At 60.9% G+C, this 15,955-nt stretch carries 15 protein-coding genes; 9 read left to right on the forward strand and 6 right to left on the reverse strand.

The features are described 5' to 3' along the window. The first annotated feature begins 120 nt into the window (after positions 1-120). The 4 genes from N4Q37_RS09520 to gcvH all read left to right on the forward strand — a co-directional run bounded on the left by N4Q37_RS09520 (position 121) and on the right by gcvH (position 4,546). Positions 121-1,125, forward strand: a complete 1,005-nt coding sequence (locus N4Q37_RS09520; protein WP_260957310.1) for an extracellular solute-binding protein — start codon at positions 121-123, stop codon at positions 1,123-1,125. 188 nt (positions 1,126-1,313) lie between these two features. After that, entirely contained in the window at positions 1,314-2,930 is a 1,617-nt protein-coding gene (locus tag N4Q37_RS09525; RefSeq protein ID WP_260957312.1) for an ABC transporter permease, read from the forward strand. Between the two features lie 97 nt (positions 2,931-3,027). Further along, on the forward strand, positions 3,028-4,110 hold the full coding sequence (gene gcvT / locus N4Q37_RS09530) for a glycine cleavage system aminomethyltransferase GcvT (RefSeq protein WP_260957315.1): 1,083 nt from the start codon (positions 3,028-3,030) through the stop codon (positions 4,108-4,110). A gap of 52 nt (positions 4,111-4,162) precedes the next feature. Next, a complete protein-coding gene (gene gcvH / locus N4Q37_RS09535) occupies positions 4,163-4,546 on the forward strand; it encodes a glycine cleavage system protein GcvH (protein ID WP_260957317.1) in 384 nt (127 codons plus the stop codon). Positions 4,547-4,614: 68 nt separating this feature from the next. On the opposite strand, the gene N4Q37_RS09540 is transcribed toward gcvH, so the two are convergent. The 3 genes from N4Q37_RS09540 to N4Q37_RS09550 all read right to left on the reverse strand — a co-directional run bounded on the left by N4Q37_RS09540 (position 4,615) and on the right by N4Q37_RS09550 (position 7,286). Then, complete coding sequence (locus tag N4Q37_RS09540; protein ID WP_172680574.1) at positions 4,615-4,935, reverse strand: DUF2388 domain-containing protein; 321 nt, start codon at positions 4,933-4,935, stop codon at positions 4,615-4,617. An 85-nt stretch (positions 4,936-5,020) separates the two neighbouring features. Further along, complete coding sequence (locus N4Q37_RS09545; RefSeq protein ID WP_260957319.1) at positions 5,021-6,805, reverse strand: GspE/PulE family protein; 1,785 nt, start codon at positions 6,803-6,805, stop codon at positions 5,021-5,023. Positions 6,806-6,947: 142 nt separating this feature from the next. Further along, the gene (locus N4Q37_RS09550; RefSeq protein WP_260957321.1) at positions 6,948-7,286 is read right to left on the reverse strand and encodes a hypothetical protein; all 339 of its coding nucleotides are present in this window, start codon (positions 7,284-7,286) and stop codon (positions 6,948-6,950) included. A 127-nt stretch (positions 7,287-7,413) separates the two neighbouring features. Here N4Q37_RS09550 and N4Q37_RS09555 point away from each other — a divergent pair, with 127 nt between their 5' ends. After that, complete coding sequence (locus N4Q37_RS09555) at positions 7,414-7,884, forward strand: Lrp/AsnC family transcriptional regulator (RefSeq protein WP_260957323.1); 471 nt, start codon at positions 7,414-7,416, stop codon at positions 7,882-7,884. A 111-nt stretch (positions 7,885-7,995) separates the two neighbouring features. Here N4Q37_RS09555 and N4Q37_RS09560 read toward each other — a convergent pair whose 3' ends face one another. After that, positions 7,996-9,363 carry a CYTH domain-containing protein gene (locus N4Q37_RS09560; RefSeq protein ID WP_260957675.1) on the reverse strand — a complete coding sequence of 456 codons (1,368 nt, stop codon included), beginning with the start codon at positions 9,361-9,363 and terminating at the stop codon, positions 7,996-7,998. Positions 9,364-9,520: 157 nt separating this feature from the next. On the opposite strand from N4Q37_RS09560, the gene argE reads away from it, so the two are divergent. The 3 genes from argE to N4Q37_RS09575 all read left to right on the forward strand — a co-directional run bounded on the left by argE (position 9,521) and on the right by N4Q37_RS09575 (position 13,897). Next, positions 9,521-10,678: an acetylornithine deacetylase gene (argE, locus tag N4Q37_RS09565; RefSeq protein ID WP_260957324.1), complete on the forward strand. Its 1,158-nt coding sequence runs from the start codon at positions 9,521-9,523 to the stop codon at positions 10,676-10,678. Positions 10,679-10,810: 132 nt separating this feature from the next. Next, the gene (gene argA / locus N4Q37_RS09570; RefSeq protein ID WP_260957325.1) at positions 10,811-12,109 is read left to right on the forward strand and encodes an amino-acid N-acetyltransferase; all 1,299 of its coding nucleotides are present in this window, start codon (positions 10,811-10,813) and stop codon (positions 12,107-12,109) included. Positions 12,110-12,559: 450 nt separating this feature from the next. Continuing rightward, positions 12,560-13,897 carry an OprD family porin gene (locus tag N4Q37_RS09575; protein ID WP_260957327.1) on the forward strand — a complete coding sequence of 446 codons (1,338 nt, stop codon included), beginning with the start codon at positions 12,560-12,562 and terminating at the stop codon, positions 13,895-13,897. 58 nt (positions 13,898-13,955) lie between these two features. On the opposite strand, the gene hepT is transcribed toward N4Q37_RS09575, so the two are convergent. Both hepT and mntA read right to left on the reverse strand, forming a co-directional pair. Further along, on the reverse strand, positions 13,956-14,384 hold the full coding sequence (gene hepT, locus N4Q37_RS09580; protein WP_260957329.1) for a type VII toxin-antitoxin system HepT family RNase toxin: 429 nt from the start codon (positions 14,382-14,384) through the stop codon (positions 13,956-13,958). Beyond that, positions 14,374-14,769, reverse strand: coding sequence for a type VII toxin-antitoxin system MntA family adenylyltransferase antitoxin (gene mntA / locus N4Q37_RS09585; RefSeq protein WP_260957331.1), 396 nt, complete (start codon positions 14,767-14,769; stop codon positions 14,374-14,376). The genes hepT and mntA overlap by 11 nt, the downstream gene beginning before the upstream one ends. A 332-nt stretch (positions 14,770-15,101) precedes the next feature. Between mntA and N4Q37_RS09590 the strand changes: the two genes are divergently transcribed. Then, complete coding sequence (locus tag N4Q37_RS09590) at positions 15,102-15,740, forward strand: peroxiredoxin (protein WP_260957332.1); 639 nt, start codon at positions 15,102-15,104, stop codon at positions 15,738-15,740. Positions 15,741-15,955: the final 215 nt, after the last annotated feature.

Here is a 15,955-nt window from a genome sequence, read left to right on the forward strand (position 1 = left end):
CCCCACAGATGAATGTGGGGCAGTTGCAACATTTGGAAATGTGTCCACCGACTGTTCGATTGAGCTGCCAAATGTGAGTCCTTATCATTTGCGCACTTCATTCATCGAGAGACTGCTCCCATGTCGGCACCCAAACGCCTGCTGTCCGCCCTCGCCTTGACCCTGATCGGCGCCACTGCCGCCCAGGCTGCCGACGAGGTGGTGGTCTATTCCTCGCGTATCGACGAACTGATCAAGCCGGTCTTCGATGCCTACACCAAGCAGACCGGCGTATCGGTGAAATTCATCACCGACAAGGAGGCGCCATTGATGCAGCGGATCAAGGCGGAAGGCGAGAACGCCACCGCCGACCTGCTGCTCACCGTCGATGCCGGCAACCTCTGGCAGGCCGAGCAGATGGGCATTCTCCAGCCGTTCACTTCGCCGGTGATCGACGCCAACATTCCTTCGCAATACCGCGCTTCTTCCCACGCCTGGACTGGCTTGAGCCTGCGGGCGCGGACCATTGCCTACTCCACCGACCGGGTCAAACCCGACGAACTGAGCACCTACGAAGCCCTGGCGGGTGACCAATGGGAAGGTCGCCTGTGCCTGCGGACCTCGAAGAAGGTCTACAACCAGTCGCTGACCGCCACGCTGATCGAGACCCACGGTGCGGAAAAAACCGAGGAGATCCTCAAGGGCTGGGTCCGGAACCTGTCCACTGACGTGTTCTCCGACGACACGGCCTTGCTTGAGGCGATCAACGCCGGGCAATGCGACGTCGGCATCGTCAACACCTACTACTTCGGTCGCCTGCACCAGCAGAAGCCGGACCTGAAGGTGAAGTTGTTCTGGCCGAACCAGGCGGATCGTGGCGTGCACATCAACCTTTCGGGCATCGGCCTGACCAAATATGCGCCGCACCCGGAAGCCGCGAAGAAACTGGTGGAGTGGATGACCACGCCGGAGGCGCAAAGTATCTTTGCCGACGTGAACCAGGAATTCCCGGCCAACCCGAAAGTCGAGCCGTCCAAGGAAGTGGCGGCCTGGGGCAAGTTCAAGGCCGATACCTTGCCGGTGGAAGTGGCCGGTAAGCGCCAGGCCGAAGCCATTCGCATGATGGATCGGGCTGGCTGGAACTGAACAAACGGGCAAGGTCCCTTGTGGCGAGGGGATTTATCCCCGTGGGCTTGCGAAGCAAGCCCAAAAAAAGCATTCGCCTGATGTAACCAGGAGCTCTACCAGGGTCGCTTCGCGACCCAACGGGGATAAATCCCCTCGCCACAGAATTCTGTGTGCCTGCCGATGCATCACTTGAACGAGAGCCTTCCTTGACCCACCCCGTCCAACGCCGCTGGTACCCCCTGGTCTTCGCCATCGCCGCGTTGGTCCTGCTGCCCCTGAGTGTCCTGCTGCTGTCCTGGCAGAGCATCGACCAGCAGATCTGGTCCCACCTGTGGGACACCCAGATGCCACGCCTGCTGGGCAACACCCTGACGTTGATCCTGGGGGTCGGGGTGGGGGTGACGCTGCTGGGCGTGAGTCTCGCCTGGCTGACCAGCCTGTGCGAATTCCCCGGACGACGCTGGCTCGACTGGGCGTTGATGCTGCCTTTTGCGATTCCAGCCTACGTGCTGGCGTTTGTCTTCGTGGGCCTGCTGGATTTCGCCGGCCCCGTGCAGACGCTGCTGCGCGAGTGGTTGGGCACGGGCCTGCGCCTGCCGCGAGTCCGCTCCACCGGTGGCGTGATCCTGGTGCTGGTGCTGGTTTTCTACCCCTACGTTTATCTGCTGGCGCGCAGTGCGTTCCTGGCCCAGGGCAAAGGCTTGATGGAAGCGGCCCGAGTGCTCGGACAATCGCCGTGGCAGGCGTTCTGGCGCGTGGCCCTGCCGATGGCCCGGCCGGCCATCGGTGCGGGCGTGGCACTGGCGCTGATGGAAACCCTGGCGGACTTCGGTGCGGTGTCGGTGTTCAACTTCGACACCTTCACCACTGCCATCTACAAGACCTGGTACGGCTTCTTCAGTCTCTCCAGCGCTGCCCAACTGGCCAGCCTGTTGTTGCTGGCGGTGATGCTGGTGCTCTATGGCGAACGCCGCGCCCGCGGTGCCCAACGGGCCAGTAACGAGCGCCCCCGGGCCAAGGCGCTGTACACCTTGCGCGGCCTCAAGGCCATGGCAGCCAGTGGCTGGTGTTTCCTGGTGTTTGCCTGCGCGTTCGTCATCCCGGTCTTGCAACTGGTGGTGTGGTTCTGGCAACGCGGTCGTTTTGACCTGGACGAGCGCTATGCCGGGTTGATCCTCCACACGCTGTACCTGGGCGGTTTGGCGGCGCTGGTCACGGTGTCTGTCGCCTTGCTGCTGGCGTTCGCCCGACGGCTGGCGCCGACCCGCCCGATCCGGGCCGGCGTCGGCCTGGCCAACCTGGGCTATGCCTTGCCCGGTTCGGTGCTGGCGGTGTCGATCATGCTCGCGTTCAGCTATCTGGATCGCGAGCTGGTCATCCCGTTGTCGACCTGGCTTGGCGGTGCGGGCAAACCGTTGTTGCTGGGCAGCCTGTCCGCGCTGTTGCTGGCCTATCTGGTGCGTTTCCTGGCCGTGGCCTACGGCCCGCTGGAAAGCAGCCTGGGGCGGATTCGCCCGTCGCTGCCTGAAGCTGCACGCAGTCTCGGGGTCAGTGGGCCGCGACTGTTCTTCAAAGTGTATCTGCCGTTGCTGCTGCCCGGCACCCTGAGCGCGGCGCTGCTGGTGTTCGTCGATGTCCTCAAGGAAATGCCCGCGACCTTGCTGATGCGTCCGTTCGGCTGGGACACCCTGGCGGTGCGGATTTTCGAAATGACCAGCGAAGGCGAATGGGCCCGCGCCGCATTGCCGGCGTTGACCCTGGTGCTGGTGGGATTGTTGCCGGTCATCGGCTTGATACGACGTTCGGCCCATCGAAACAGCTAGGTGTCAGTCCTACATCATGCGGCTACAATGCGCGGCATTCGGTGCGGTCCGTCTGTCGGACTTGCCGCACCTTCGCCAAGCCCGGAAGGAGAAACCCATGGGACAGCGCACGCCTCTGTATGACCTTCATCTCGCCCTCGGCGCGAAGATGGTCGATTTTGGCGGTTGGGATATGCCTTTGCATTACGGCTCGCAAGTTGAAGAACACCATCAGGTGCGGCGCGACTGCGGCGTGTTCGACGTATCCCACATGACCGTGATCGATATCGCCGGTCCCCAGGCCAAGGCCTGGCTGCAACGCCTGCTGGCCAATGATGTCGATCGCCTGCAAGACACGGGGCGCGCCTTGTACAGCGCCATGCTCAATGAGCGCGGCGGTATCGTCGACGACATGATCGTCTACCGCGTCGAGGACGGCTATCGACTGGTCTTCAATGCCTCGACCCGCGATCAGGACCTGGCCTGGATGCAAGCCCAGCTCGCCGGCTACGACGTGCAACTGCATGAGCGTTCCGAACTGGCGATGCTGGCGATCCAGGGGCCCCATGCGCGCCACAAGATTGCCGAACTGGTGGCGCAATCGCGCGGCCAGTTGATCCAGCAACTCAAACCTTTCGAAGGTCGCGCCGACGGTGACTGGTTCATCGCCCGCACTGGCTACACCGGCGAGGATGGTTTGGAAATTGTCCTGCCTGCCCACGAAGCCCCGAGTTTCTTCAACGACCTGGTGGGTGCCGGCATTTCTCCCATCGGCCTTGGCGCCCGCGACACTTTGCGCCTGGAGGCCGGCATGAACCTCTACGGCCAGGACATTCACCAGGATGTTTCACCGCTGGCCTCGAACATGGCCTGGAGCATCGCCTGGGAACCGGCGAGCCGCCAGTTCATCGGGCGCAGCGTGCTGGAAGCCGAGTTGGCGAAGGGCGTGCAGCACAAACTGGTCGGGCTGGTGTTGGAGGAGCGCGGCGTTCTGCGCGCCCATCAGGTGGTTCGCATTGCCGATGTTGGCGAAGGGGAGATCACCAGTGGTAGTTTTTCTCCTACGCTTAGCAAGTCGATCGCCCTGGCACGCGTTCCGATGGCCACCGCCGACCGTGCCGAGGTAGAAATTCGTGGTAAGTGGTACCCGGTACGGGTGGTCAAGCCGACCTTCGTCCGCCATGGCAAAACCCTGATCTAACTCTTTGCGGCAGGCCGCTGGCTGCTGAAACTTTCATTTGAGGACACAGAATATGAGCAACATCCCTGTCGAGTTGCGTTTTGCCGAAAGCCATGAATGGGCGAGAAAGGAAGGCGATTTGATCGTGGTGGGTATCTCCGACCACGCCCAGGAAGCGCTGGGTGACGTGGTGTTTGTCGAGCTGCCGGAAATCGGCAAGGTCTTCGCGGCCGGTGATACGGCGGGCGTGGTGGAGTCGGTGAAAGCGGCATCGGACATCTATTCGCCAGTGGCGGGTGAAGTGGTCGAAGTGAACGAAGGCCTGAGCGGCGAGCCGGAAGCGCTGAACAATGAGCCATACGAATCGTGGATCTTCAAGGTCAAGCCATCCAATGCCGATGCTGACCTGGCCAAGCTGCTGGATGCCGCGGGTTACGCAGCGGCTATCGGCGAGTAAACACAGGCCTGGGGTTCGCCGGGCAAAAAAATGCCGCTCGATCGAGCGGCATTTTTATTGGCCGGGAATCAGTCCTGGGCGACGGCGTTTTTCGCCAGGATCGCGTTGGCCAGTTCCATGTCGGTGGCCTGCAGGCCTGGATTGTCGGCACGGACTTTTTGCATCGCGGCCTCGAGGTACGGGCCACGGATACTGCCGTCACTGGCGACAAAACTGCCGGCGTCGTCCTGGGCGGCGACGATCAGCTTGTGATCCTTGAAGGTCAGGTAGGTAGAACCGGTGGTTGCACCGGAAGAGATGACGTTACGCCAAAACGTGTCGGCCATTGCCGAGCCCACAGGCAAAGAAAGCAGGGCTAGGGTCGCGACAGCAAGTTTGAGACGCATGATAGGTGACTCCACTGGGTTAACTATGGGTTTGGATTACTTGCGCCTCGATTCAGTTCCATGACGGTCCGGTCAAGCGTCGCCTGCCTCACTTTTGCTCGCTTTGGGGAGTGACCCGCAGCACTTCCTCGACGGTCGTCAGGCCGGCAGCCACTTTTTGCGCACCGGACAACCGCAGGCTGCGCATACCTTCCTTGAACGCCTGGCGACGTACCGCCAAAAGATCGGTGTCCGGATGGATCAGCGCCTTGACGCTGTCGGTCAGTTGCATGATTTCGTAGACCCCGGCGCGACCGTGATAACCGGTGTCGCGGCATTCCAGGCAGCCGACGGCCTGTTGGGCATTGCTCGGCAGCGGGGCCTGCCAGGGGCGTGTCAGGGTTTGCCAGTCATCTTCGTCCAGGGTCAGCGGGCTCTTGCAATGGGGGCACAGTGTGCGCACCAGGCGCTGCGCCATGACGCCCAGCACGGTGGCCTTGATCAGGTAATGGGGCACGCCCAGTTCCAACAGGCGGCTGATGGCGCTCGGCGCGTCGTTGGTGTGCAGTGTCGAGAGCACGAGGTGTCCGGTCAGTGCAGCCTGGATGGCCATTTCCGCGGTTTCCAGGTCGCGGATCTCGCCGATCATGATGATGTCCGGGTCTTGTCGCATCAGGGCGCGCACGCCGGCGGCAAAGTTCAGTTCGATGTTGTGCTGGACCTGCATCTGGTTGAAGGACGCCTCGACCATCTCGATCGGGTCTTCGATGGTGCAGAGGTTGACCTCCGATGTCGCCAGCTTCTTCAGGGTGGTGTAGAGGGTGGTGGTCTTGCCGGAACCGGTGGGCCCGGTCACCAGGATGATGCCGTTGGGCTGGCGCGTCATGTCCTGCCAGCGGCGCAGGTCGTCGGCGGAGAAACCGAGCTGGTCGAAGTCCTTGAGCAGCACTTCCGGGTCGAAGATCCGCATCACCATCTTCTCGCCGAACGCTGTCGGCAGGGTCGACAAGCGCAACTCCACTTCACCGCCGTCGGGGGTCTTGGTCTTGACCCGGCCATCCTGGGGTTTGCGTTTTTCCGCGACGTTCATTCGTCCCAGGGTCTTGAGGCGGCTGATGATCGCCATCGTCACCTGCGGCGGGAACTGATAAACGGTGTGCAGCACCCCATCGATGCGAAACCGTACGGTGCCCTGGTCGCGGCGCGGCTCGATGTGGATATCGCTGGCGCGCTGCTGGAACGCGTACTGGAACAGCCAGTCGACGATGTTGACGATGTGCGCGTCGTTGGCGTCCGGCTCCTGGTCGCTGGCGCCCAGGTTGAGCAGTTGTTCGAAATTGCCCTGGCTGCTCGACGGCTGGTCGGCCACGCTGGCACCGCTGACCGATTTGGCCAGGCGATAGAACTCCACGCTCAGGCGCTGGATATCCACCGGGTTGGCAACCACGCGCCGGACCGGGAGCTTGAGCACGTGGGTCAGGTCCGCTTCCCAACTGCTGACATAGGGCTGGGCGCTGGCCACGGTGACGGCGTCGCGGTCGACCGCCACGGCGAGGATCTTGTGGCGTTGGGCGAAGGCATAGGACATCAACGGCGTCACGGCCGCCACGTTGATCTTCAGCGGGTCGATGCGCATGTAGGACTGGCCGGCCTGGTGGGACAGCCAGAGGGTCAGGCTTTCCAGGTCCAGGTGCTTGCCGGGGCGGCTCAAGTCATCCAGGTGCTGGTTGGCGATGAACTCCAGCGGATGCACTTGGGCACTGGCGCTGTGGCGCCGGCGGGCATTGAGCGCGGTTTCGGCCGAGTCCTGGCTGATGAAGCCTTGGGCGACCAGTTGGCGCAGCAGATCATTGAGGTCCAGCCAGCGGTCCTGAGTGGCGTGTTTGGTGGACATGTGGGTTTCCTATTGGACAATTGCAGCAAAGCCGCGATATAGACGCTTCGGCGTCCTGCTCGTCTGCAAAAGGATAGCCCCGGCCCTATGGACCGTTGGGCCACTACCCGACCAATGCGTTTCGAATTCTTGCGCCCGCGGCTCAGCCGACCGCTTGGGCTGGCTCGGCCTGCGCGCTATCAGCGTCCTGCAGGTTCACCGCGTGCACGCTGATCAGGTTACGAAGTTTTTCCGCAATGACCTGGGCACGGTGCCAGCTCAGCCCCTCCATGAGTATCGTCATCGACAGCAGATCGTCGTGGCGTTCGACCTGGACCTGCTGCGGTGTCAGGCCTTGCAAGGCAAACAGGTTCAGCGCCCGGCACAGCAGGTCTGGTTCGGCTTCGGCCAGCAGTTGGTAATGGGCGCGACAATGAACATTGTGCAGGTGCCAGACATCGGCGCGGGTCGAAACAGGGGTGACGGCTTCAAGTGGGGGCATGTTGAGTCTCCTGGAATGCCGGGAGAAATATTTACATGGGGCGCGGGGTATTTCTTATCTAAGATGGGTGTTTAGACGAGATATGCGAATTGTGTGATTCTCATATCAGGTAATCATGGGTTTATTTATGCACGATGAGTTGGATGGCTACGACCGCAGGATACTGGCCCTGCTGCAAGAGGACGCTTCGCTGTCCAGCGCGCAGATCGCCGAACAGGTGGGTTTGTCCCAGTCGCCGTGCTGGCGGCGGATCCAGCGGATGAAGGAAGAGGGGATCATTCGTGGCCAGGTGACCTTGCTGGATCGCAAGAAGATTGGCCTCAACACGCAGATTTTTGCCGAGATCAAACTCAACACCCACGGGCGCTCGAATTTCACCGAATTCACCGATGCGATCCGTGGCTTTCCCGAGGTGCTGGAATGCTACGTGCTGATGGGGTCGGTGGATTTTCTGTTGCGCATCGTCACGGCGGACATCGAGGCCTATGAGCGATTCTTTTTCGAAAAGCTGTCGATGGTGCCGGGAATCCAGGAGGTGAACTCGATCGTGGCGTTGTCGGAAATCAAGTCGACGACGAGTTTGCCGGTGCTGCGGTGAGCTTGTTTCAAGGCGTTTGGACGGGGCTCATTGTCGGATCTCACCCGGAGCAAGCCCGCCTTCACAAAGGTCAGATCCAATGTGGGGGCGAGCCTGCTCGCGATAGCGCTATTACAGACGCAACAAGGTCTTCCAGGCCCGATTCTGGTACACCGCAATCGCCTGTTGCTTGCGCGCATCCAGCGCTTCGTCGGTGATCGGCTGGTTGGCCAGTTGCGCCAGTTTGTTCAGTTCGCCGTACAGACGGTCCATTTCCGGGATGTCCAGCGCCTGGCGGGCGTGGTGCAGCCAGACCTGGATCCGTTCGATGCGCGGCAATTGCTCGGCCAGATCTTCCGGCTGCTGCTGGTAACGTTGCAATTGCAGGGACGAGGCTTCTTCGCCGAGCAGGTGAGGCAGCCAGTTGCCCAGTTGTGCCGCGCCCTGGCGGTTGCCGCGGGTGTTGCGGTCGACGGCCCAGCTGCGAGCCAGCAGCCAGCGTGAGGCGCTCAGGGAGAGTTGGCCCCAGCGCGGGTCTTGAAGCTCTTCGAGGAACTGTTCCGGGGCCGCCTTGCGTACGTCTTCGTCGTCCAGGCCGGCCTGGACCAGCGGGCGCCAGTCTTCCAGCAAGGCGTCGAGGGCCACCCGCAGGGCGTGGGTCGATTGACGCGGTGCGGCCTGGCCGAGGCTGCTGAGCAGGGCGCGCAGTTCGACGAGGTTCTCCACCCAGTCCTGCAACAGGCGCCAGTGGCCGTTGAAACGGTATTGCTCGGCCAGGCGCTGGCTGCTGCCGAGCAAATGCCAACTCAGTGCGGCGAAGGCTTCGTCCAGCGGCATTTCGGCGTTCAGGGGCGGGGCCGGCAGGCTCAGGGCGTAGCTACCGGCGTCGTGCAGGCGATAGCCACGCTCGGCCTTGCTGATGTCGCAGGGCATCAGGGGCAGGGTTTCGGCCAGCTCGGCGGCCAGTTCCAGCAACGCGGCGGGTTCGCCTTCGCGTAACTCCAGCTCCAGCTCGCAGATTTCTTCCTTCTGCTTGCCTACGACGACGTGGCCCAGGTCCAACGCGGCCTCGATGACCACCTTGGCTTTGCCACGGCCCCAGGCGATTTCAGCGCGTTCGCGGACGAAATCGGTGGTGAAGATGGCCTTGAGGGTCTTCTTGTCCAGTTCGGCCAGCGCCTCGGGCCAGCATTCGCCGTCGAGCTTCTTCAGGTCGAGCTTGGCCTTGGGCAGGTGCCAATCGTATTCGTTGCGCTCGGACAGGCCGGCGATGCTCTGGCCGCGGGTCTTGAGGGTCTGGATCACCTCTTCGCCGTCGCGACGCAGGCGCAGGGCGACCTTGGCGCGGGCCAGATCGCGCTCGGGCGTGTCGAAGTACTGGTTCATCAGGTCACGCTGTTCCCAGCCGCCCTTGAGGCGTTTTTTCAGCAGCGGATGCTCGCGCAGGGCTGCCAGGGTCTCGCGGCTGACGCGGAGTTTGATTTCGGTTTCTTTCTGCATGGCCGGAAAATCCAGGGATCGGGTGCGCAGCCGGGGGAAGGTGTGGCTGCCAAGGCCGTGCAGTGTACAGGACTCGTCCATCCTGCGCGCCGCAACGGTTTATTCCTTTCTACAGATGGTTCTATGATGGGTACCAATCTGTAAGCCGGAGTCAGCGATGCCTTTGCCGTCCATGAAAGATCAATTCGCTGCCCTGATCGCCGCACCTTCGGTCAGTTGCACCCAACCCGGGCTGGACCAGTCCAACAGCGCCGTGATCGAACTGCTGGCCGGCTGGCTCGGCGAGCTGGGGTTCTCGTGCGATATCCAGCAGGTCAGCCCTGGCAAATTCAACCTGCTGGCCAGCTTCGGCAGCGGCCCCGGCGGCCTGGTACTGGCCGGGCACAGCGACACGGTGCCGTTCGACGGCGCGCTGTGGCAGACCGATCCACTGAAACTCACCGAGGTCGATGGCCGCTGGGTCGGCCTGGGCAGTTGTGACATGAAGGGCTTTTTCGCCCTGGCCATCGAAGCGGTCAAGCCCTTGCTGGACCAACCGTTCAAGCAACCGCTGCTGATCCTCGCCACTTGCGACGAAGAAAGCTCCATGGCCGGCGCCCGGGCGCTGGCAGAGGCGGGACGGCCGTTGGGGCGTGCCGCGGTGATCGGCGAGCCGACCGGCCTGCGGCCAATTCGCCTGCACAAAGGGGTGATGATGGAGCGCATCGATATTCTCGGGCGCAGCGGTCATTCCTCCGACCCGAGCCTGGGCCACAGCGCACTCGAAGCCATGCATGACGCCATGGGCGAGCTGCGCGGCCTGCGCCTGCAATGGCAGCGCGAATTCCGTAACCCGCAGTTCACCGTGCCGCAACCGACCCTGAACTTCGGCTGCATCCACGGCGGTGACAACCCCAACCGGATCTGCGGCCAGTGTTCCATGGAATTCGACCTGCGGCCCTTGCCGGGCATGGATCCGCAGGTGTTGCGGGCGGCGATCCGGCAGAAGCTTGCGCCCATCGCCGAGTGGCACAAGGTCAAGATCGACTATGCGCCGCTGTTCCCCGAAGTGCCGCCGTTCGAACAGGCCGAGGACTCCGAATTGGTCCGTGTGGCCGAACGGCTCACCGGTTATCGTGCCGAAGCAGTGGCGTTCGGCACCGAAGCGCCTTATCTTCAGCGCCTTGGTTGCGAAACCCTGGTGCTGGGGCCCGGCGACATCGCCTGCGCGCACCAACCAGACGAATACCTTGAAATGTCACGGTTACAACCTACCGTACAGCTGTTGCGGCAGTTGATCGGCCATTATTGCCTGACCCCGGCCACGGCCGGTTGAATTGCGCCCGTCCGGGTCCGTATCCATGAGGAGAGTACGCGTGTCGCCAAGCCTGTTCCGACGATAACCACCAGCCAGCTGTGCGTTCTGTCTCGTCTTTTTTCGGCTGTTATTTATTACAGGTCCAGGTTCATGCCCGAATACGTCAATTGGCTTCGTCACGCTTCGCCTTATATCAACGCCCACCGCGATTGCACTTTTATCGTCATGCTGCCCGGCGACGGGGTGGAACACCCCAATTTCGGCAACATCGTCCATGACCTCGTGCTTTTGCACAGCCTCGGCGTGCGCCTGGTGCTGGTCCACGGTTCGCGCCCGCAAATCGAGACCCGCCTCGCTGCGCGGGGACTGACGCCTCATTACCACCGTGGCATGCGCATCACCGATGCCGCGACCCTGGAGTGCGTGATCGATGCGGTCGGCCAGTTGCGCATTGCCATCGAGGCGCGCCTGTCCATGGACATGGCGTCCTCGCCGATGCAGGGCTCGCGGCTGCGGGTCGCCAGCGGCAACCTGGTCACGGCGCGCCCCATAGGGGTGCTCGAAGGCGTTGACTATCACCATACCGGTGAAGTGCGCCGGGTCGATCGCAAGGGCATCAATCGCCTGTTGGACGAGCGCTCCATCGTGCTGTTGTCGCCGTTGGGCTATTCCCCCACCGGGGAAATTTTCAACCTCGCCTGCGAAGACGTCGCCACCCGCGCGGCCATCGACCTGGCGGCCGACAAGCTGCTGCTGTTCGGTGCCGAACCCGGCTTGATCGGTGAAGACGGGCGTCTGGTGCGCGAATTGCGCCCGCAGCAGGTCCCCGCCCACATGCAGCGCCTGGGCAGCGACTACCAGGCCGAGCTGCTGGATGCGGCGGCCCAGGCCTGTCGTGGCGGCGTGGCCCGCAGCCATATCGTCAGCTATGCCGAAGACGGTGCGCTGCTGGCCGAGCTGTTCACCCGCGACGGCAGCGGTACGCTGGTGGCCCAGGAGCAATTCGAAGTGGTGCGCGAAGCGGCCATTGAAGATGTGGGCGGCCTGCTGGACCTGATCAGTCCGTTGGAGGAGCAAGGGATCCTGGTCCGCCGCTCCCGGGAAGTGCTGGAGCGCGAGATCGAGCTGTTCAGTGTGGTCGAGCGCGAAGGCATGATCATCGCCTGTGCCGCCCTTTACCAGATCGCCGATTCGGATGCGGGTGAATTGGCTTGCCTGGCGGTGAATCCGGAATACCGCCACGGCGGTCGCGGCGATGAGCTGTTGGAGCGGATCGAAACCCGCGCCCGCGCCCAAGGGCTCAAGACGCTGTTCGTGCTCACCACGCGCACCGCTCACTGGTTCCGCGAGCGGGGCTTTGAACCGAGCAGCGTGGAGCGTCTGCCGGCGGCACGGGCGTCGCTGTACAACTATCAGCGCAATTCGAAGATTTTCGAGAAGGCGCTATAGGCCCATCGCCCTGTCGCTGTGCACGGGTTGCACTCTTTTTGATCCCGGACAATGAATTGTCCGAAATAAAACCCTCAATATTGCTCAAGGCCAGGGCTTGCGGCTTTTCCCGCAAGCCCTGAGGTAGAGGGTCTTTGCCCTGAAAAGGTGCGAAAAAATTTCATTCAGCAATCCGCCGAACTGGCCGATATGCCCTGATTCAGTTTGAAGAGTTTTGATGGCCTATATATTTCAAAACGGTCTGAAAACTGATGAAACAATTCTTTTTGGAATTATCCAGAATCCATTATTCTGCGCGCCGATGTAGCAGGGTTAGACCTTGGTCGTAATCACAAATGGTTACGATTGACTTGTCAGTCACGGTCTGGCGCTAATCGCGCATCCGCGGACCCCGGGCGTTCGATTCGGGGCCAAAGATACACAAGAATTAGAAAATGAGAGGAGCTAAGCATGAAGAAGTCCACCTTGGCCATCGCTGTGGCCGTTGGGGTTTTGGCGCAGCAGGCAGGCGCCGCCGGTTTTATCGAAGACAGCAAGGCGAGCATCACTGCCCGTAACTTTTACATCAATACCGACAACCGTGATGGCACTGCCAATCCTTCCAAGCAGGAAGAATGGGGTCAGGGTTTCATCTTCAACTTCGCTTCCGGCTATACCGAGGGCACCGTCGGCTTCGGCGTCGACGCCATCGGTCTGCTGGGTGTAAAGCTGGACTCGGGCAAAGGCACCGCCTACAACGCCAATAGCACCAACAAAGGCGGCACCGTCTTTCCTAGCGATGGCGATGGCCGTGCAGTAGACGATTTCAGCAGCCTGGGCCTGACGGCCAAGGCCAAGATTTCCAAAACCGAGCTGAAACTGGGCACTCTGATGCCTAAACTGCCGGTCGTGACATCCAACGATGGTCGTCTGTTGCCTCAGACCTTCGAAGGCGGCCAAATCACTACCAATGACATCGACAACCTGACTCTGGTTGGCGGTAAGTTGGAGCACGCCAAGGGGCGTAACTCGACCAACAATGATTCTCTGACCATCGCCGGTTCCAACGGTCCGAACTCCACTGCGACTTCCAACCAGCGTAGCAACGAGTTCTACTTTGCCGGTGGTGACTACAAAATCACCAAGGACCTGACTGCGCAGTACTACTACGGCAACCTGGAAGACTTCTACAAGCAGCACTTCCTGGGCCTGACCCACAACTTGGCTCTGCCAGTCGGTAGTCTGAAGAGCGATCTGCGTTACTTCAACAGTGACTCCGATGGCAAGAACGCCAGCCAGGAAGGTCGTCTGGCGGGCTATCGCTCCTCGGGCTTTCAGAACAACGGTGGTGAGGTAGACAACCGCACTTGGAGCGCCAAGTTCACCTATAGCCTGCAAGGCCACGCGCTGAGCGCCGGCTACCAGCGTGTGAACGGCACCAGCGACTTCCCCTTCCTGAACCAGGGTGACGGCGCTTCGGCTTACCTGATCACCGACGTGCAGATCGGCAAGTTCCAACGTGCCGGCGAGCGTACCTGGTTGGGCCAGTACGCCTATGACTTCGCCACTGTCGGTTTGCCAGGTCTGACGACTTCCGTGATGTACCTCAAGGGCGACAATGTTGCGACTTCAACCGGTGACAAAGGCGAGTGGGAGCGTGATTTCACTTTGGGCTACGTTGTTCCGGAAGGCACCTTCAAGGGGCTGGGGCTGACATGGAAGAACGCTTCTCTGCGTTCCGAAGTGGCCAGCCAGCGTAACCAGGACGAGAACCGTCTGATTGTCAGCTACACGCTGCCGATTTTGTAATCCAGCTAAAGAAAGCCCCGCCCGGCATTGCGCCTGGCGGGGCTTTTGCGTTTTCGAGTCAGGTGGCGGACCCTGTCGAGTCTTTCTGCAGGATGAATGCGCTGAATCGCAGAAAATCATCCAAGTGCTGGGTGATGATAGCGACCATGATTGGCAGTTGCAGGGCCTGATAGTCATGCACGGCGATATTCCTGAAGCCGACCATGTTCTTCAGGTTCTTCACTAGGTCTTGCGCCACCCAACCACCTTGGAAAAGCAACTCGAACACGTCCCGAGCGCTTTGCGGGGCTCCCAATCGTTCACGGCGAATCAAATGCTGCCCCATGTCCAGCGCCGCTTCACAGGCACGCTGGATATTCAGAATGGCTGAATCCTGGCGAGTGAAGTCCGTGGCGAAGGTAGCAGGATCCTTCTCGTACTCCTCCCGCACCCTGGCGACGCAACGTTCGATACTGGCTGCTTTGTTAATCAGTATGTCATCGGCCATACACGATGCCTTTTTCTTGAATATCCTTGAGCAAGCCTGCCCGAGCCTCGTCGAAGGCGGTTTTTTCGCTGAGGATAAAGCTTTCGAACAGCCCCGCTTGTACGTCGCGGGCCCAGAGTCTCTGACCTCGGGTCACGATCTGGTATTGCATGACGGTCGTTGCCGCACGGAGGTCGAGCAGATCCACAGGACTGCCAGCGATATCCGCCAAATCACCTGAAAGTTCCCATAACGACACCGGGTCGACCTGGCCGGGCACGAGTACGGCCATATCGATATCACTGTCAGGTCCGGCGGCGCCCTGTGCATGGCTACCGAACAGGTAAACTGCCAGTAATCCAGGGAGGTGGTTTTGCAGGTGGGCTAGCAAGGCTTGAGTGTTCATGCTGCCTATCCTAGCCGCTCGTCCAGAAATCGCGTCAATAATTTCGTAGTGTGAATACAAAACAAAAAAAACCGCCCGGCATTGCGCCGGGCGGGGCTTTTGCGTTTTCGAGTCAGGCCCACCCCTGTAGCCCTTCTCGAAGTTTCTCCTCTTGCAGCAACTCGAGGCCTTCTCGAACCTCGCTGGCGATGGTGGGCCGGTATGCGAAAGGGTGCCAGTGAACAGTTTTTTATATTCACTATTAGTCTAAATAAATGGATATATATTCTTTTTAAAGCGATCGAAAGCGGTGCACAGTTGGGTTCACAACAACCTCATCCAGGAGCCGCATCATGAGCCTCAGACTCGGCGACATCGCCCCCGACTTCGAACAGGATTCCAGCGCCGGCAAGATTCGTTTTCACGAATGGCTCGGCGATAGCTGGGGTGTGCTGTTTTCCCATCCGGCGGATTTCACCCCGGTGTGCACCACCGAGCTGGGTTTCACCGCCAAGCTCAAGGATGAATTCGCCAAGCGTGGCGTGAAGGCCATTGCCCTCTCGGTAGACCCTGTGGACTCGCACCATAAATGGATCGAGGACATCAACGAGACCCAGGGCACCGTGGTCAATTTTCCGATCCTGGCTGACGCCGACCGCAAAGTGTCCGACCTGTACGACCTGATCCACCCCAATGCCAGCGACACCTTGACCGTGCGCTCGCTGTTCGTGATCGACCCGAACAAGAAGGTTCGCCTGACCATTACCTACCCGGCCAGCACGGGGCGCAATTTCCACGAGATCCTGCGGGTGATCGATTCCTTGCAACTGACCGACAACTACAAAGTCGCCACCCCGGCCAACTGGCAGGATGGCGAGGACGTGGTGATCGTGCCGTCGCTCAAGGATGAAGAAGAACTCAAGCAACGCTTTCCCAAGGGCTACCGCGCGGTGAAACCGTACCTGCGCCTGACTCCACAGCCTAACCGCTGAGCCTAGGCAAACCCTGTGGGACCGCGCGCTCCCACAGGGGAAATCGACTGTGCACCAAGGGTTTTGGCCGTTTCGACGGCCTTTTTTACGGCCGCGAAAAATTCAAGTCATATATATATTTTGAGAATAACTAAATGAATAAATATGATTTATGGATATATGCGTCCCCTGTTATGGTTTGACCCATGCAGCGAGATCGCCCGCCGCGAATCGCA

This window comes from Pseudomonas citri (assembly GCF_025336485.1).
GTDB lineage: Bacteria > Pseudomonadota > Gammaproteobacteria > Pseudomonadales > Pseudomonadaceae > Aquipseudomonas > Aquipseudomonas citri.